General features: G+C 61.8%; 16 protein-coding genes and 1 pseudogene. 12 read left to right on the top strand and 5 right to left on the bottom strand.

Translation table 11 applies throughout. The annotated features are described in order from the left end of the window. Positions 1–203: 203 nt before the first annotated feature. From KW839_RS02255 to feaR, 9 genes are all read left to right on the top strand, one after another. Entirely contained in the window at positions 204–1,367 is a 1,164-nt protein-coding gene (locus KW839_RS02255; protein ID WP_060543628.1) for an acyl-CoA dehydrogenase family protein, read from the top strand. 30 nt (positions 1,368–1,397) lie between these two features. Continuing rightward, positions 1,398–1,769 (top strand): hypothetical protein, encoded by a 372-nt coding sequence (locus tag KW839_RS02250; RefSeq protein WP_060543627.1) that lies wholly within the window; start codon positions 1,398–1,400, stop codon positions 1,767–1,769. A 3-nt stretch (positions 1,770–1,772) separates the two neighbouring features. After that, the gene (locus KW839_RS02245) at positions 1,773–2,264 is read left to right on the top strand and encodes a nuclear transport factor 2 family protein (RefSeq protein WP_060543626.1); all 492 of its coding nucleotides are present in this window, start codon (positions 1,773–1,775) and stop codon (positions 2,262–2,264) included. Continuing rightward, a complete protein-coding gene (locus tag KW839_RS02240) occupies positions 2,261–3,409 on the top strand; it encodes an amidase (protein ID WP_060543625.1) in 1,149 nt (382 codons plus the stop codon). Before KW839_RS02245 ends, KW839_RS02240 begins: the two co-directional genes overlap by 4 nt. A 23-nt stretch (positions 3,410–3,432) precedes the next feature. Next, complete coding sequence (locus KW839_RS02235; protein ID WP_218423259.1) at positions 3,433–4,716, top strand: aromatic ring-hydroxylating dioxygenase subunit alpha; 1,284 nt, start codon at positions 3,433–3,435, stop codon at positions 4,714–4,716. Next, positions 4,713–5,213, top strand: coding sequence for an aromatic-ring-hydroxylating dioxygenase subunit beta (locus tag KW839_RS02230; RefSeq protein ID WP_218423258.1), 501 nt, complete (start codon positions 4,713–4,715; stop codon positions 5,211–5,213). Before KW839_RS02235 ends, KW839_RS02230 begins: the two co-directional genes overlap by 4 nt. A gap of 10 nt (positions 5,214–5,223) precedes the next feature. Next, positions 5,224–5,964: an SDR family NAD(P)-dependent oxidoreductase gene (locus KW839_RS02225; RefSeq protein WP_218423257.1), complete on the top strand. Its 741-nt coding sequence runs from the start codon at positions 5,224–5,226 to the stop codon at positions 5,962–5,964. Between the two features lie 157 nt (positions 5,965–6,121). After that, a complete protein-coding gene (locus KW839_RS02220; RefSeq protein ID WP_218423256.1) occupies positions 6,122–7,072 on the top strand; it encodes a PDR/VanB family oxidoreductase in 951 nt (316 codons plus the stop codon). Positions 7,073–7,225: 153 nt separating this feature from the next. Next, complete coding sequence (gene feaR / locus KW839_RS02215; protein WP_218423255.1) at positions 7,226–8,146, top strand: transcriptional regulator FeaR; 921 nt, start codon at positions 7,226–7,228, stop codon at positions 8,144–8,146. A gap of 434 nt (positions 8,147–8,580) precedes the next feature. On the opposite strand, the gene KW839_RS02210 is transcribed toward feaR, so the two are convergent. Further along, positions 8,581–9,210, bottom strand: coding sequence for a response regulator transcription factor (locus KW839_RS02210; RefSeq protein WP_060543619.1), 630 nt, complete (start codon positions 9,208–9,210; stop codon positions 8,581–8,583). Positions 9,211–9,469: 259 nt separating this feature from the next. Between KW839_RS02210 and hpaC the strand changes: the two genes are divergently transcribed. Further along, positions 9,470–9,979: a 4-hydroxyphenylacetate 3-monooxygenase, reductase component gene (hpaC, locus tag KW839_RS02205; RefSeq protein ID WP_218423254.1), complete on the top strand. Its 510-nt coding sequence runs from the start codon at positions 9,470–9,472 to the stop codon at positions 9,977–9,979. A 790-nt stretch (positions 9,980–10,769) separates the two neighbouring features. Here the strand turns inward: hpaC and KW839_RS02200 are convergent. From KW839_RS02200 to KW839_RS02190, 3 genes and pseudogenes are all read right to left on the bottom strand, one after another. After that, positions 10,770–11,009 (bottom strand): annotated as a pseudogene (locus tag KW839_RS02200) (chemotaxis protein); the annotation flags it as partial. Next, positions 10,972–11,232, bottom strand: coding sequence for a hypothetical protein (locus KW839_RS02195; RefSeq protein ID WP_218423253.1), 261 nt, complete (start codon positions 11,230–11,232; stop codon positions 10,972–10,974). The pseudogene KW839_RS02200 and the gene KW839_RS02195, both read right to left, overlap by 38 nt. 54 nt (positions 11,233–11,286) lie before the next feature. After that, positions 11,287–12,609: a hypothetical protein gene (locus KW839_RS02190; RefSeq protein ID WP_060543616.1), complete on the bottom strand. Its 1,323-nt coding sequence runs from the start codon at positions 12,607–12,609 to the stop codon at positions 11,287–11,289. 311 nt (positions 12,610–12,920) lie between these two features. Here KW839_RS02190 and KW839_RS02185 point away from each other — a divergent pair, with 311 nt between their 5' ends. Together KW839_RS02185 and KW839_RS02180 are read left to right on the top strand one after the other, a co-directional pair. Further along, complete coding sequence (locus KW839_RS02185) at positions 12,921–13,310, top strand: cytochrome c family protein (RefSeq protein WP_218423252.1); 390 nt, start codon at positions 12,921–12,923, stop codon at positions 13,308–13,310. Between the two features lie 140 nt (positions 13,311–13,450). After that, entirely contained in the window at positions 13,451–14,941 is a 1,491-nt protein-coding gene (locus tag KW839_RS02180; RefSeq protein ID WP_218423251.1) for an aldehyde dehydrogenase family protein, read from the top strand. Positions 14,942–15,389: 448 nt separating this feature from the next. On the opposite strand, the gene KW839_RS02175 is transcribed toward KW839_RS02180, so the two are convergent. Further along, the gene (locus tag KW839_RS02175) at positions 15,390–17,783 is read right to left on the bottom strand and encodes a DUF3772 domain-containing protein (protein ID WP_218423250.1); all 2,394 of its coding nucleotides are present in this window, start codon (positions 17,781–17,783) and stop codon (positions 15,390–15,392) included. Between the last annotated feature and the right edge of the window lie 39 nt (positions 17,784–17,822).

Here is a 17,822-nt window from a genome sequence, read left to right as displayed (position 1 = left end):
AACGCAAAGGCACCCACCGTGCTCTTTGTAGGAGCGAGCATGCTCCGGGCGGCGTTCCGACGATGGACGTCAACGATAACGCGTCCTGTCTGAATGCCCGCGTTGTTCCGGCGTTCTTCGTCGGAACGCCGCCCGGAGCATGCTCGCTCCTACAGAAAAGCAACGGTGTAGCCCACTAACAATAAGCAAAACGGAGAAAGCCCATGCTGCGTTCAGCGGTTGCGCAACAAGACGCTCTGATCGGCGCTGACGAGAATATCGTCGACAGCCAGGCCTTTGCGCAGGTACTGGATGAAGTTCGCCAGCGTCGCGAAGAATTCGACGCCGTCTCCCATGTGCCACGGGACATGATCGAACGCTTCAAAGCGGTTGGCATCTACCGCGCCGCCACGCCGAAATGCTTCGGCGGCGATGCCCTGGCACCGGCGCTTTTCCTGAAGATGATCGAACGCATCTCCGAAGCCGACGGCTCGGCGGGCTGGGTTGCCAGTTTCGGCAGCGCTGGCGTCTACCTCGCCGCCTTGCCCCGCGAAACCCTCGCTGAACTCTATGCCGACAGCCCCGACCTGGTGTTCGCCGGCGGCCTGTTTCCGTTGCAACCGGCCGAAGCCGTCGAAGGCGGCTATCAGGTCAACGGCACCTGGAAGTTCGCCAGCGGCTGCAAGGGCGCCGACCTCCTGGGCGTGGGCATCGGTGCGGCGGGCGGCAAGCCGCGTACTGCCGTGTTCCGCCCGGAGCAAGTGGAAATTGTCGAGAATTGGGACGTGGTCGGCCTCAAAGGCACCGGCAGCCATGACCTGCGCGTGACCGACAAGCGCGTCGACGAGCGCTGGACCTTCATCCGCGGTGGCGCTGCAACCATTGATGAACCGCTGTTCCGCTACCCGTCGATTGCCTACGCCGCGCAAGTGCTGGCGGTGGTCAACCTCGGCCTGGCCCGTGCCGCCCTTGACGAAATCAGTCGTATGGCCGGCGGCAGCGGCATCACCGGTGCGCCGAAGATGGCCGACCGCGCCTATGTGCGGATCGAGATCGCCAAGGCCGAAGCCAAGCTCAGCGCCGCCCGCGGTTTCTTCTACAACACCACCGAGCAGGTATGGGACTCGATCCTGGCCGGCAACCCGGTGACCCCGGAGCAGACCAGCCAGTTGCGCCTGTCCGCGATCCACGCATCCCAGGCCGGTGCGGCCGTGGTGCAGAGCGCCTACAGCCTGGCCGGGACCACCGCGATCTACCTGCGCCATCCGCTGCAACGCTACCTGCGTGACTCGATGGTGGTGACCCAGCACGCCTTCCTCAGCGAAGGCCTGTACGACGGCGCCGGCTCGGTGTTCCTCGGCGTACCGCCGTTCCCGGGCTACATCTGATTTTTTCATCACTTATTCAAGGACACCCCCATGACCCAAGCTACCCAGGAACCGTTGCGCGTCGTCTTCTGCATCGGCATCACTCAGAACTTTTTCGACCTGCCTACCGGCGAAGGCCTGAGCGTGTGGAAAGGCTTCAGCCAGATGATGGGCGACCTCGGCGCCATGCCTGGCATCACCGTGCTCGGCGCGATGGATGACGACCGCCTGATGGTCGGCCCGTCCACCACGTCGCCCTGGACCGTATACATCATGGCCGACGTCGACTGCCACCAGTCGGTGATCAACGCCTGCAACCTGTTCCGCACCACCCCGGTCGGCGAGTACAGCCTGTGGCGCTACGCCAAGGTCGAAGCGCGCATCGGTCGTCCGCTGACTATCCCTGAAGCGGCACGGGTGTAAGCCATGGACGAGGCCTTGTTGCAGCGTCTGGCGACGCTCGAAGGGGAACTGGCGAAGCTCGTAGGGGAAGGCGCAGTGCGTCGACTGATGGCGCGCTACATGGACCTGTGCGATGTGCCACGGGCGCCGACCCACGTCAGTGACCTGGCCGGTCTGTTCACCGAGGACGCGATCTGGGAAGGCATCGGCAGCCAGACCGCGCAAACCTTCGGCCAGCACCATGGCCGCGAGGCTGTGGCGGCATTCGTCGGCGGTTACCTGCCACCGTCGGATCACTTCCGGCTGAACCTGCATTACCTCACCAGCGAGTCGATCCTGGTTGACGGCAGCGCGGGGCAGGGGCAGTGGATCATGCAGCAGATCTCTACCTATGCCGATGGCCGCAACGAGTTGTTCGGTACCCGACTGAACATCGATTTTCGCTGTGTCGACGGCGTCTGGCTGATCGCGCATTTCCGTACGCAACGCTTGTTCAACAAGGAGCTGGGCGCATGAGTACCTTCATCAGCGAATTCATCCTCGGTGGTAACGGCAAGCGCGTGGCGATCAAGGACTCCATCGACATCGCCGGCCACCCGACCCGTTCGGGCAGCCGGGCGTTTGCCGATGCGCCAGCGGCGACGAAAAACGCCGACGTGGTGGATGCGATTATCAACGCTGGCTGGCAGATCGTCGGCAAGACCAATCTGCATGAACTGGCCTTTGGCGTGACCGGCATCAACGACTTCACCGGCACGCCGATCAATCCGCAAGCGCCGGATCGTGTGCCGGGCGGTTCCTCCAGCGGCTCGGCGTCGGCAGTTGCCGCCGGCCTTGCAGACATCGCCCTGGGCACCGACACCGGTGGTTCGGTGCGGGTGCCGGCGGCGTGCTGCGGCATTGCCGGGCTGAAGCCGACTTACGGACGTGTCAGTCGTGCCGGCGCCCATCCGCTTCAATCCAGCCTCGATTGCGTCGGCCCGTTCGCCAGGAGCATGGACGACTTGATCGCGGCCATGCAGGTGATTTGCCCGGGTTTTGCCGTGCAGGGTATGCCCGGCGACGGCGCCAGAGTCGGCTTTCTCGAAGTGGCCTGCGATTCGCACTTGCAAGCCACCCTGGGTGCTGCCGCCGACCGTGCCGGATGGCGCCGCAGTCATCTGCACCTGAGCGAATTCGAAGCGGCATTCGCTGCCGGCCTGACCGTGATCAACTTTGAGAACTGGGCAGCGTTCGGTCACCTGACCGGCAAGGGCCTGATCGGCAGCGATGTCGAGACCCGGCTGTTGGCGGCCAGCCGCACCAGCCGTGAAGAACTGGCCCAGGCCGAAGCCGTTCGCACGCGCTTCACCCAACAGGTGGATTCGGCGCTGGAAGACTTTGCCGTGTTGCTGTTGCCAACGCTGCCGACCTTGCCGCCGACCCTCAGCGAAGCCCGCGCCGGCAGCAAGGCCGTGGCGGGCATGACGCCGCTGGTGCGGCCATTCAATTTAAGCGGTCACCCGGCGTTGACGGTGCCGGTGGAACTCGATTGCGGCGGGCTGAAAGTCGGCCTGCAAATCGTTGGCCGCAAAGGTCAGGACGAACTGGTCTGCGCCTTTGGTGCGCAACTTCAACACAGCATGGGCGGTATACCCGCCGACGCTAAAAACAAATCATAAAAAGAAGCCATGAGGAGAACCGCATGAGCACTCATGAATACCGGCTGATCGCGACGTCGAAAAGCCCCGACGACCTGGTGCAGCACGACCGCGTCGATGTCTCGCTGTACAACGACCCGGCGCTGTTCGAAGCCGAGCTGGAAAAGATTTTCTACCGCACCTGGGTGTGGGTCGCCCACGAAAGCGAAGTGCGTAACAGTGGCGATTTCAAGACCGCCACCATCGGCCGTCGTCCGGTGATCGTTGTTCGCGACAAGAAGAACAACATCAACGTACTGGAAAACCGTTGCCGGCACCGTGGCGCCACCGTGTGCGAGAAGCACAAGGGCAATGCCACCGGTTTCACCTGCCCTTACCACAGCTGGTCCTATGGCCTGGACGGCAAGCTGCGCGCGCTGCCGTACCCGGACGGCTACGAAGGCATCCTCGAAAAGTCGGAATTGCCGCTGACCAGCCTGCGCGTGGAAAGCTACGCTGGCATGGTGTTCGCCAGCTACAACGACGAGATCGAACCGCTGGAAGACTTCCTCGGCGGCGCGAAACACTGGATGGACCTGTTCATGAAACAGGGCGCCGGTTACCCGATCAAGACCCAGGGTGAACACAAGTTCAGCTTCAAGGGCAACTGGAAGATCCAGCTGGAAAACACCACCGACGGGTACCACTTCCCGATCGTGCACAAGTCGTTCATGTCGTCGGTAGATGAAGAAACCTCGGAAATGCTCTCGTTCATGACCGACGAGCAGGCCGTGACCCACTCCCTGGGCAATGGCCACAGCGTGATGGTGATGGTGCCGGAGCACGTCGATCTTGACCACGACGACGGCACCGAACAGTTGCAGGAGCGCTTCGCTCACGTCACTGAAGAGCTGTCGAAAACCATGCCGGCCGATCAGGTCCGTCGCATCGTGCGCTCGTTGCACGGCGCCGGTTTCAACCTGAACCTGTTCCCGAACGTGGCGATGTCGATGTCGTTCTTGCGCGTACTGCGCCCGGTATCGGTCACCGAAACCGAGATCCGCCACGTGGCGCTCGGCACGGACGGCGGCCCGGAAATCGCCAACCGCGAACGCATGCGTATCCACGAACACTTCCAGGGCCCGTTCGGTTTCGGCAGCCCTGACGATGCCGAAGCCTGGGACCGTGTACAGCGCGGCTCGTATGCCGGCGTCGATGCGCCAATCCTGGTCAACCGCGGCCTGAACCGCGAAATCACCGCTGAAAACGGCGACAAGGTCAGCCACGCCACCGATGAAGGCGGCATGCGCGGTGCCTACGACATGTGGAAAAGGATGATGAGCCAATGAGCAATCAAGACACCCTGAACGGTTTTTCCGGCCCGTTGGCCCAGGCCATCGAATTCATCTGGCGCGAAGCCGAACTGCTGGATCACAAGAACTACGCCGAATGGGCGACCTTGTGGAGCGAAAGCGGCAAGTACATCGTACCGATCGATCCGGACACCGAAGACTTCGAGGCCACCCTCAACTACGCCTATGACGACGCGCGCATGCGTGACCTGCGTATCGAGCGCCTGACCGCAGGCTACTCGCCGTCGGCGGTGGATGCAGCGAAAACCATTCGCACGATCTCGCGTTTTCGTCTGGTGGAAGCGGCCGGCGACATCGTCGAGGTCAACTCGGCGCAGCTGCTGTATGCCTACAAGCGCGGCGTGCACACGCCGTTCGTGGCCGACCTGAACCACCGCATTCGTTTTCTCGATGGTGTGGCGAAACTGGAACGCAAGGTCGTGCGCCTGATCAACTCCACCGATAGCCTGAGCGCGCTCGGCTTCCTTTTGTGAGGGCAACATCATGAGTCGAGTAGCCCTTGTCACTGGTGCCTCGCGCGGATTGGGCGAGTGCATCGCCCGGCGTCTGCATGCAGCCGGTTATCGTGTCGCCCTGGCCGATGTGCGCCTGAACGGTGTGCAGGCGCTGGCCGCCGAGCTCGATGGCAGCGGCGCCACTGCAGTCGCCATTGAACTGGATGTGCGCAGCAAGGCGGACTTCCAGCGCGCCCGTGACCTGCTGGCCGAACGCTGGGGTGGTACTGACATTCTGGTGAACAACGCAGGCGTTTCGACAGTCGCGGCGCTGATGGACATCACGCCGGAAGAATTCGATGAATCGATGGCGATCAACCTGCGCGGCACTTTCGTTGCCTGCCAGGTGTTCGGCGCGCATTTCGCCGAGCGTGGTTTCGGTCGCATCGTCAACATCGCTTCCCTGGCCGGACAGAACGGCGGCACTGCCACCGGCGCGCATTACGCGGCGGCCAAGGGTGGCGTGGCGACGTTGACCAAGGTCTTCGCCCGGGAACTGGCACCGCAAGGCGTCACGGTCAACAGCATCTCGCCGGGTCCCCTGGACTTGCCGGTGGTGCGCGAAACCGTGGCCCCCGAGCGTCTGGAGCTGATCCTCAAGATGATCCCGGCCGGCACCCTTGGCGATCCGGCGTTCATCGCCGACAGCGTGTTGCTGTTGATCGCCGACAACGCGACCTCGGTGACCGGTGCGTGCCTGGACGTCAACGGCGGCTTGTTCATGCGCTGAGCAGCAGAAAAATGACCCCTGTAGGAGCGAGCATGCTCGCGATGGTCGTCAACGATGACGCTGGAAACCTGGCACCCCGTGGTGACCTCGGGTTCATCGCGAGCATGCTCGCTTCTACAAGGTGCAGTACCCAAAACAACAATATTCAGGTGATGCAATGATGAAGGTGAAGATCGAAAGGATCGTCGACGAAGCGCTGGATATCCGTTCCTTTCGCCTCGTGCGCAGTGACGGCCAGCCGCTCGACACCTATGAACCGGGCGCCCACGTCGACCTTACCGGGCCGACCGGTGTTACCCGGCAGTATTCGCTGTGCAGCCCGCCACAGGATCGCCGCGCCTATTTGGTGGCGGTGAAGAAAGAAGCGCAGTCGCGCGGTGGCTCACTGGCGCTGCACGAGCAAGTGGAAGAGGGCATGGAGCTGGAAATGGGGGCGCCACGCAACCTGTTCCGCCTCGACGAGACGGCCAGCGAACACGTGCTGTTTGCTGCCGGTATCGGCGTCACACCGCTGCTGAGCATGGCGTATCGATTGGCTGAAAGCGGTCAAGCCTATCGCTTGCATTATTTTGCACGCTCTGAGCAGTACGCCGCCTTTACTCAGCTGTTGGCCACAAATTTTCCGGAAAATGTCGAGTTTCACTACGGCGTGGAACCGGCGGACCTGGACGGCGCATTGAGCGCCTGCCTGGAACGCGCAGGCGGCGCGGCCCATGTCTACACCTGTGGCCCGGCACCGTTCATGAACAAAGTGGTGGAAGTGGCCGTGCGCACGCGCCCGGACGACGCCATTCACCTGGAGCATTTCGCTGCCGACCCGGCCGCCAACAGCGCGCCGACGGGCAGCTTCGAAGTCGAGCTGGCCAGTTCCGGCGTGGTGCTTCACGTCCCGGCCGACAGCAGCCTGGTGGATGTGTTGCAGGCCCACGGTTGCGACATCGACACCGAGTGCCGCGAAGGCATCTGCGGTACCTGCATAGTCGAGGTGCTCGACGGCCTGCCGGAGCACCGCGACAATTGCCTTTCCAACAAGGAAAAGGCTTCCAACAAGCAGATTTGCGCCTGTGTATCCCGGGCGCTTTCCGCTCGTCTGGTATTGGACATTTAACTCAATGCAAAGCTGGAAAGCTTGCGCCGGAGCCTGTTGAATGGGCGCCCGGCGGCCATCGAGGGAGGCGATGGCGGTAAACGAGACAGATTTGACCGAGCCGCTCGACGAAGCGGTCGGAAAATAACAAGAAAAACCTGAGGCTTTGCGGACATGATTACAGCATCGACGGTGCGCAATGAAGCGTTCGAAAGTTGGTTGAGCCAGGTAAACCAGGCCTGTGGGCGTTTCGACGCGCGGGCGCTGGACACCGACTTCTATGGTGAACTGACGGAGTTTCGCAGCGGAGCGATCAGCCTGAGTGTGGTCGACATGGCGCATGTGCATCTGTACCGCACCAGCAAGGACGTCAGCACCAGCAGCGACGGCCACTTCTACGCGGTGTTCCAGATGCGCGGCAGTTCGCAACTGGAGCAGGGCGACAACCGCGCGCAACTGGGTTGTGGTGACATCGCCCTGATCGACGCCAGCCGTCCGAGCGACATGACCTACAACGAAGATTCGCGACAACTGTCGCTGATTCTGCCGCGTCAGGTGGTCGAGCGTGGCTCGCACTTCAATGCCGTCAACTGCGCCACCCGAATCGCCGCCAGTACACCGCTGGCCGCGCTGGCCAACAAACTGGTGCTGGACACCCGGCAACAGGAAGGGCTGGACATGCAGGAAAGCGAGGCGGTGCTCGACGCCCTGGCCAGCCTGCTGCTGCCGGGCATCAGCGCCCGCGACAGCGGCGCAGACGCCCACGAACGACAATTTCGCAAGATCATCGCGTTCATCGATGCGCACCTCAGCGACGAGGAACTGTGCCCGGAACTGATTGCCCGTGAGGTTGGAATTTCCGTGCGCGGCCTGTACCGGATGTTCTCCAAGCGCGGCCTGGTCGTGGCGCAATACATAAAGCACCGACGCCTGGACTTCTGCGCGCAAAACCTGCGCCGCGCCGACGTCGAACAGAAGCTCTCGGCGCTGTGTTATGCCTGGGGTTTCTCCGACTCCAGCTACTTCTCCTCGGCGTTCAAATCACGCTTTGGCGTATCGCCGGGCGCGTATCGCAAGCGCTATAGCCATAACTGACTCGCTTCTATAGACGATCTTCAGTGAGCGCAAAAATCTGCGAACGGCCACAAATCCCCCGTTGGAGCGGGCTTGCCCGCGAAGGCGGCGTGTCAGTCGCCGGTGATGCTGGACGTGCCGGCTTCTTCGTAGGAGCGCCGCCCCGAGCAAGCCCGCTCCCGCATGGATTTTTCGCCGTACACAGCTTTGTGTTCGCTGGAGTTCCCCTGTGGGAGCGGGCTTGCCCGCGAAGGCGGATTGTCAGTCGCCGGTGATGCTGGATCTGCTGGCTTCTTCGTAGGAGCGCCGCCCCGAGCAAGCCCGCTCCGGCATGGATTTTTCGCCGTACACAGCTTTGTGTTCGCTGGAGTTCCCCTGTGGGAGCGGGCTTGCCCGCGAAGGCGGAGTGTCAGGCGCCGGTGATGCTGGATGTGCCGCAAGTCTTGGGGGTAATGTCAGTGCCGCGCCGGCTCATCCCCAGGCAGGTGCAGCACTTCGCGCACCAGCATGGCGATGCTGCTGACGCCCATCTTTTCCTTGATCTTGGTGCGGTGTACGTCAACGGTTTTGACGCTGATGTCCAGCTCCCGGGCAATCACTTTGCTGGCCTTGCCATCGATCACCAGCATCAACACTTCGCGTTCGCGAGCCGTCAGCAGGGCCATTTTGCCTTGCAGGCTCTGACGCTGCGCCTGATCGGCCTGGGCATGCACCGCGGCTTTGAGCGCGGCCTGGATGCGGTCGATCATCTGCTGTGGGTTGTAGGGCTTCTCGACGAAATCCAGCGCGCCGTTCTTCATCGCCGTGACCGACATCGGAATGTCGCCATGGGCCGAGACGAAAATGGTCGGCAAACTGCTGCCGCGCTGGTTGAGGATTTCCTGCAACTGGAAGCCACTGGTTTCCGGCATGCGCACATCCAGCACCAGGCAGGCGGGCTGCGTGGGATCGTATTGGCTGAGGAACTCTTCGGCGCCGGCAAAGCACTGCGCCTGCACGCTGACAGACTCCAGCAGCCAGGCCAGCGAGGTGCGCAGGTCTTTGTCGTCGTCAACGATGTAAACAATCGGTTTGCGGGTTTGCATCTGGGGCTGCCACGGAAATTTCTAATTATTGTTTTCCCACGCGAGTCGCGCGGCGCACTTAGGCTGAACTATTGAAGCCAGTTAGAAGAATACCTACTGTGACCGGTGCTTGCGATAAAGAAACCACCTAGTCGACTAGCGGAAAGCCAACCTCGCCATGGGGATCGTCGCAATGGTTGCGGCGCGTGCCGGGCCTTAGTCTTGTTCCATCACCTACGGGCCGCGCTACAGCGGCCCTCCTGAAGGAAGGGGCACCGACATGGCCGACCTGAGCCAGCAGCAAATCGACTTTCGCAACGCCATGGCGCAGCTGCCGGCGGCGGTGAACATCATCACCACCAACGGCCCCGGCGGACGTTGCGGCATCACTGCCAGCGCCGTGTGCTCGGTGACCGATTCGCCGCCCACGGTGCTGGTGTGCGTCAACCGCAACAGCGCCACCCACGACGTGTTCCGCACCAATGGTCACCTGTGCATCAACGTGCTGTGTGGCGAGCAGGAAGAGCTGGCCAAGCACTTCGCCGGCATGACCAAGGTGCCGATGGCCGAGCGCTTCGAATGGGACCTGTGGGACGATGGTGCCGCCGATGTGCCGGTGCTGCGCGACGCCTTGGTCCAACTGCAAGGACGCATCAGCGAATGCAAGGAAGTGGGTTCGCATTCGGTGTTGTTCGTCGAGCTGACGAAGGTCGGCGTGCGTGAGCCGCGCGATAGCCTGGTGTATTTCAACCGCTTGTTTCATCGCGTCGAGCATGCCAGTGCGGCTTGATTGAGTCCGCGTTATTGTTCATCGCGGGGGTTCGATTCACCGCAGTAGCACAGGTCATGGATCGTTCCCTGGCTCCTACAGGGATCGCCGTTGAACAGAGAATTTGTGCACGACACAGATCCACTGTAGGAGCGAGCATGCTCGCGATGGCGGTGAGTCAGGTGCCAGAAGTGTTGGATTTTCCGGCCCCATCGCCGGCAGGCCGGCTCCCACAGGGATCGCCGGTGAACCAGGATTTGTGCACGACACAGATCCACTGTAGGAGCGAGCATGCTCGCGATGGCGGTGTGTCAGGTGCCAGAAGTGTTGGATTTTCCGGCCCCATCGCCGGCAGGCCGGCTCCCACAGGGATCGCCGGTGAACAGAGGATTTGTGCACGACACAGATCCACTGTAGGAGCGAGCATGCTCGCGATGGCGGTGAGTCAGGTGCCAGAAGTGTTGGATTTTCCGGCCCCATCGCCGGCAGGCCGGCTCCCACAGGGATCGCCGGTGAACACAGGATTTGTGCACGACAAAAACCCACTGAAGGAGCGTAATGCTGTTCACTTAAGCGGGTGCACACCTTGTGGCGAGGGGGGCTTGTCGGACCGCCGCACCGCCCCGTCCGGCTGCGAAGCAGTCGTAAAACCATTACACGCGGTGCCTCTGATAAACCTCGGTGGCAGGTTTTGGGGCCGCTCCGCAGCCAACGGGGGCAAGCCCCCTCGCCACAAAGTGTGCACCCGCTTAAGTGAACAGCATTACACTGAAGGAGCGAGCATGCTCGCGATGGCGGTGTGTCAGGCACCTCAGATCCGAAAGCTGCCCACCAACTGATTCAACCGCCCAGCCTGCTGCTCCAGTCCAGTACAAGCGCGCAATGTCGCCTGCAAATTCTCCACGCCTTGCTGGTTGAGGCTGTTGATCCGGGTGATGTCGACGTTCAAGGCCTTGACCACGGCGGTCTGCTTCTCGGTGGCTGTGGCGGTGGCGACGGACTGGTTGACGTTGTCAATCTCGACGATGCGCTGGGTCACGCTGCCCAGGCGGGTGCCGTGTGCGTTGCACTTGCATGGCCTGCATTTCCCCCAGGGCCTGCATGTGCTCGCTGGTGGCGTTGGCGAGCATGTCGCTGCTGGCTTGGGCCACTTGCAGGCTGCTGCGGTGGCTCTGGTACAGCGACAACCCCATCAGCAGACCCACGACCAGCAGCAGGCAGAGGCCGGCGAGGAGGGCGATCTTGCTCTGGATCGTGAGGAATTTTCTGTACATTGGAAAGGCCCTTTTCCAGAGGGGCAGCGGATGCGCCACTGCCCCCGTACTGACTTAGAAACCGGTGGCGAATACCACCTGGCTGTAGAGGTTCTGGTCGTTGTTACCCAACTGGGTACCACCGTTTTCAGCGCTCTTGTCCGGCTGGTAAATGCCGATCAGCGGCATCACGGTCAGGTGATCGTTGACGTGCCATTCGGCGTACAGATCCACTTCGTGACCATCGGTGTTGCCCAGGTTGCGATCGATGGTGTCGAAGTCGAAGTACATGACACCGACGTTGAGGTTCTCCAGCGGGGAGACCTTCACGGTCAGGTTCTGAATGCGCGAGTTGCTGTTGAACGGCCCGGCGTAGTTGCCCGCCACTTCGCCCTGGAACCAGGTGCCGTAGCCACGACTGAAACCGTAGAACAGTGTGTCGTAGCCTTCGGAAAAACGGCTGTAGCGGTAGCTGGCGCTCGGTGTCCAGATCGCGTCGGAGAAGGTCCAGCCAGCTTCCAGGTACCAGGCGTCTTCGCTGTCGGTGTGAGGCTTGTCCTGCTTGGCGTATTCACCGGACAGGAACAGGTCTTTGACCCCGGCATTGCCCGTGGCGCGCAGGCTGTAGGTTTTCATGCCGTCGCGTTCAAGCTGGATCGGCGAGGCGTATTGCTCGTCGACGTCGGTGGTGTCGATGTAGGTCAGGCCAACGGTGCCGGCTTCGGCCACGTGCTCCAGGGTGCCGACGTACATTTCGGTCATGGCCTGGGCGCGGTTGTTGGACTTCAACCACATCAGGTCGCTGCGCCAGCCTTCCTTGCCGCCAATACGCAGCACGGCGGTCTCGTCGAAAGCCTTGCGCGCCGCCAGGTAGTAGGCGCCGCCGCGATTGAATTCGCCATCGGCCAGGCCTTTACCCATGTTCAAGGCATCGCCCTGGATCAGGAAGCCATCGCCGACCACGATGTTCTGGCGGCCGAAGGACAGGTCGATGCCGTCACTGCCCAGCCCTTCGAAGAGGTCGGCCGAGCGCCAGCCGAGGTAGGCGTCTTCGAACTTGGTGGTGCGTTCCGAACCATCGCTGAAGCCGGCGGCATCGCCGTCGCCCCAGGTGCCGGAGCTGAGCATGTTCGCAGCGCCATAACCGGTACCCACGCCCGCCAGGCCTTGGTCGAAACTCAGACCGTATTTGATGTAGCCCTCGCGCCACGACGAGGAGCCTTCGGCTAGACGGCCGGAGAGGGCGTAGTTTTCCTGGCTGTGGAACACGCCGAATACCGCTTCCAGAGTGGCATTCAGGTGACTGTCGTCATCGGCGTAGAGTTCGTAGGCGCAGGCCTGGCCAGCGCTGATCATCAGCGCGAGTGTCGACAGGCGAAGCAAGGGGGACTTGAGCATGGCATGACATCCGTTCTTGTTCTTGAGCGCAGGTTTGCGGTCTTTTTAGATACTAAGGCGCGACTTTTTTTCGTCCTTTGCCCTGTTTGCCAATTAGTTGGTTGTGCATGCCAGATTGATGGCTGTGTGACAGCGCGAGAATGTTTTGAGCCGTTTGGCAGCCCGGCCAACACAACTGGCACGCAGGGCAAATCCTGCCAGCCTGCGACCACCGACAATCCCTACCAACCTGCCGAAGCACCGTGCCTCGGCATTTTTAGTGTTGGCGCTCGTCTGCTGGCGAGCGCGCGGATTTTCAAGGTCGCCTTCCTATGTTCACGTCGCTGCGTTTGCCCCTGCTCGGTTTGCTCTCGTTCACCCTGGCCCAGGCTGTTGCCGCCGCCGAGTGCGCCTCGGACACCCGCCGTGGTGCCGAACTGTTCGCCAATGAATGCAGTGTCTGCCACGCGGTGACCAAGGGCACCACGGGAATGATGGGACCGAACCTGTCCGGTGTGTACGGGCGCAAGGCTGGCTCGCTGGCCGGTTTCAGCTACTCCCAGGCCATGCGTGACAAAGACGTCAACTGGCAAGCCGAGAGCATCCAGCAACTGATCACCCAGCCTCAGGCCTACGTACCGGGCACTTACATGCCGTACATGGGCCTGGCATCCGCCGACGACCGTGAGGCCGTGGCCTGTTTCCTCAAAGAACAACACTGATCAGGCGGATGTGCGCCTGAACAACTAACCAGCCCCCTGTAGGCGCTGGCTTGCCAGTGAAGACGGCCTTGAATTTTGCACCGTCCGTCAAGACGCATTCGCCTGCAAGCCGGCTCCTACATCTGAATGAAAGGTGAATTATGAGCAACGTTGAAATCCTGCCCCAGGTTGCTGCTTTTATCGAACGTCGTCATGGCTGCTTCATTGACGGCCAGTGGGTATTTGCCGAAGGCGACAGCATTGCCGTGGTCAACCCGGCCACCGGGCAAACCCTGTGCGAAACCCTGGATGCGCCGCTGGAAGTCATCGAGCAGGCCGTGCAGTCCTCGCACAAGGCGTTCAAATCCGGTGTGTGGTCGAGCCTGCGTCCGGCGGACCGTGAACGCATCCTGTTGAACTTCACCCGCCTGGTCGAAGAGCACGCCGAAGAACTGGCCCAGCTGGAAACCCTGAGCCAGGGCAAGTCGATCAACATGGCCCGCGCGCTGGACTTGAACGCCACCGTGGAATTCATGCGCTACATGTCCGGCTGGGCGACCAAGATCGAAGGCCAGACCTTCGACGTGTCGATCCCGCTGCCGCCGGGCGCCAAGTTCACTGCGTTCACCAAGCGTGAGCCGGTGGGGGTGGTGGTCGGCATCGTGCCATGGAATTTCCCGCTGCTGATTGCCGCCTGGAAGCTGATGCCCGCACTGGCCACCGGTTGCACGGTGATCATCAAACCGGCGATGGAAACCCCGCTGACGGCCATGCGCCTGGCTGAACTGGCCCTCGAAGCCGGCATTCCGGCCGGCGTGTTCAACGTGGTCACCGGCGGCGGTGCCTCGGTCGGTGGCGTGCTGACCAAACACCCGCTGGTGAGCAAAGTGTCGTTCACCGGTTCCACCGCGGTGGGCAAGAGCGTCGGCGTGGCGTGCATGGAAAACATGACACGTTTTGCGCTGGAGCTGGGCGGCAAGAACCCGATGATCGTGTTGGCCGATGCCGACATCGAAAAAGCCGTGCAGGGCGCGATCCTCGGTGGCTTGCTCAACAACGGCCAGGTTTGCGCAGCGGCTTCACGCTTCTACGTGCATCGTTCGATCCACGATAAATTCGTCGAAAGCCTGGCGGCGGCGGTCTCGGCGATGCCGATCGGCGACGGCATGAACTGTGACGCCGCGATCAACCCGCTGGTGTCGCGCAAGCAGCAGCAGGGTGTGCTCAAGCACATCGAACTGGCTCGCCAGGAAGGTGCGCGGGTGGTCTGCGGCGGCGAATCGCTGCAAGGCGACGGCTTCTTCGTGCAGCCGACCATCCTCGCCGACATCGACCACAGCATGGCCGTGGCCCGTGAAGAAGTGTTCGGACCGGTACTGGGTGTGATGCCGTTCGATGACGAAGACGCAGTGATTGAACTGGCCAACGACAACCGCTACGGCCTGGCGGCCAGCCTGTGGACCAACGACCTGGGCAAAGCCATGAACCTGGTGCCACGCATCGAAGCCGGTACCGTCTGGGTCAACGCCCACGTCCTGCTCGACCCGGCCATGCCGTTCGGTGGCGTCAAGCAATCGGGCATGGGCCGCGAGTTCGGTCGCGCGGTGATCGAGGCTTACACCGAGCTGAAATCGGTGTGCATCGCGCATTGAAACAGTAAACACCCATACCCCCTGTAGGAGCGAGCATGCTCGCGAAGACGGTGTGCCAGTCGCAATCACCGGCGTCTGACCCACTGCATTCGCGAGCAAGCCCGCTCCCACATTTTGTTCTACGGTGGCCACAAACCCTGCGGCTGTCCGATATCCCCTGTGGGAGCGGGCTTGCTCGCGAAGACGGTGTGCCAGTCGCAATCACCGGCGTCTGACCCACTGCATTCGCGAGCAAGCCCGCTCCCACATTTTGTTCTGCGGTGGCCACAAAGCCTTTGGCTGTCCGACATCCCCTGTGGGAGCGGGCTTGCTCGCGAAGACGGTGTGCCAGTCGCAATCACCGGCGTCTGACCCACTGCATTCGCGAGCAAGCCCGCTCCCACATTTTGTTCTACGGTGGCCACAAACCCTGCGGAGGTCCGGTCGCGCAGTGCGGCTACCGCAGCCTTCACCCCGCAGGCGGTTTCGCCAGTCGAATCCCCGCCGCACCCAGGCGCTTGAGTATTTCAAACAGCAGCTCGCTTTTGATCGCGCCGACCATGCGCGGGCTGCCGACGTAGCCGGTAATTGTCAGGGTTATGCCTTCGGGCTTGAGCTGGCTGAAGCGCACGAAGGGTGCCGGTTTCTCAAGAATGGATTCGTGCTCGGTGTAGGTGTCGTACAGCAGGTTGCGCACCTGCTCCGGGTCGATATCCAGTGGCAGCAACAGTTCCAGTGATGCCACCCCCTGGGCGCTACCGCCGAGCGTGACGTTGCGTAGATTCTGCGAAATCAGTTGTGAATTGGGCACGATGACAATGGACCGGTCGGCCAGTTGGATTTCCGTAGCCCGCACGTTGATCCGGCGAATGTCGCCTTCGACTCCGCTGATGCTGATCAGATCACCGACTTTAACCGGGCGCTCGGTCAGCAGGATCAGCCCGGAGATGAAGTTCTTGACGATTTCCTGCAGGCCGAAGCCGATACCCACGGACAGGGCGCTGACGATCCAGGCCAGGTTGGTCCACTTGATGCCCAGTGATGACAACGTCAGCAGCACCAGCGACGCGTAGCCGATATTGGCAAAAAGGGTGCTGAGCGAGGCGCACATGCCTGGGTCCATTGCCGTCTTCGGCAGGAACTCGTTGTCCAGCCAGCGACGGAACGAGCGGATCAGATAGACGCCTATTACCACGGCCAGCAGGGCATTGAGCACATTGCCCGGCACAATGTTCAATCTGCGCAAACCGTCACCGCCGAGTATGGCCAGGGTGTTGGTTGCCAGTTGCCCGAGTGTCGAACCCACGCCCCCGACCAGCAGGGTGATGCAGGCGATCAGCAACAGCGTGGCCCGGCCGGCGCCGGACAGAATGACTGAGATCTGCTCCAGGCGCGCGTCGCCGATTCCGAGCATCTGTTTCAGGGCCTTGCCGGTGCTTTGCCGAGGAGAAAACACATATTCGCAGGCATCCTTGAGTACCTGCGTCAGCATGTAGAAACCGGCAAAAATGATGTACAGCCAGACCAGTTCGTAGGTGATGAACCGGGCCAGGGATACGTAACCCACCAGCAAAGCGAGGAAAGAAACCACCACCGCGATGCTGGCGAAGGCATACACCATCCCTGCCAGCGTCCTGCCCGCTTCGGGGATTTCACCCGCGGCTACCAGGCCGCGCCGTACCCTGTTGGCGCGCATCAGAAGTGCTGCGATCAACGCCGAGACGACCAGCGCGATGAATCCGCGGACCGAGATCACCACTTCAGCACTGATTCCAGTGACGTTGGTGATCTGGGCCACGGCGCCCAAAATCAGCAGGACCAAGGCGAGACGCCCGGGGTATGGTTTGATTGCCAGTGCGACCGGATCAGCAATGGCCGGCAGACGCCATGAGGGATGTTGTGTGGACAGGAGTGCGCGGCTCAATCCGGTGATCAGCACACAGGTATAGAGGGTTTTTTCCATCTCGTCGGAGAAGCCCGCCAGTTGCGCAGGCAACGGCAAGCGGTAAGTCAGAGCGAAAAACAGCAGCTTGAGGGCAATGCTGGCCGTCAACATGGTGGCGATGACCGAAGCCATCGTCAGGGCGCTGCGCCGCAGTCGCCCCTCTGGCACTTTATGAATGCACAGCCAGGTCAAGCCTCGTTCGGCCAACCCCCGGCCGACGAACCACAGGACCAGGGTCAGTATCACCATGGCGCTGGTGGCAAGGCGTTGCCCCGGTTGCCAGGCGGCGTCGAGTGCGCCATCCACTTGTTGCATGAAACCAGTCAGGCGTCTGCGGTCATCCAGTGGCGGATTGAACAGCGTGGTCCAGAATCGGGGGTTGAGTATGCTTCTGGTCTGCTGGGTCACTTCGGTTTCCAGCAAGGTGCGACGAATGCTGGCGATCTGGCCAAGCAGTTCGGTGGCACTGCCCTTGAGTACCGTCAGGGCCTTGAGGTGACTATCGACCTGGTTTTTTTGTTCGGTGAGCGTTGACCGCTGGCGGGTGATATCGGGTTTCTCGGCTTCGGCGGTATCGAGCGGAACAGGCCCCAGCACCGCCAATTGCGCCTGTAATTGCGACTGTTCGGGCAGTAACAGTGCCGAGAGGCGATCCACTTCCTGGATAAAGGCCTGGGCCAGATCCTGCGGACCTTCCAGTTGGCTGTAGTTGGTGGCCAGGGAAACCTGCTGCTTGAGGCCGCTCAACTGACGTTGCAGGTCTTGCAGATCACTATCGGAAACGCTGAGGGTGGTAGTGGTTGCACTGGCGACAGCGGCGGGCGGTGGCGCTGGCTCCGCCGCCACCGCCACCCATGTGCTGCTCGCCCCGAAGAGGGCAAGCACGACGACCATCATCAAACCGAAAGCGTTGCGCATAGGCGTGTTCGATCCGTTGTTTGTCACTCAGCCTATGAG

The sequence above is a fragment of the Pseudomonas sp. PDM31 genome (assembly GCF_019218965.1).
Taxonomy (GTDB): Bacteria; Pseudomonadota; Gammaproteobacteria; order Pseudomonadales; family Pseudomonadaceae; genus Aquipseudomonas.
This window is presented reverse-complemented; position numbering and strand designations above follow the sequence as displayed.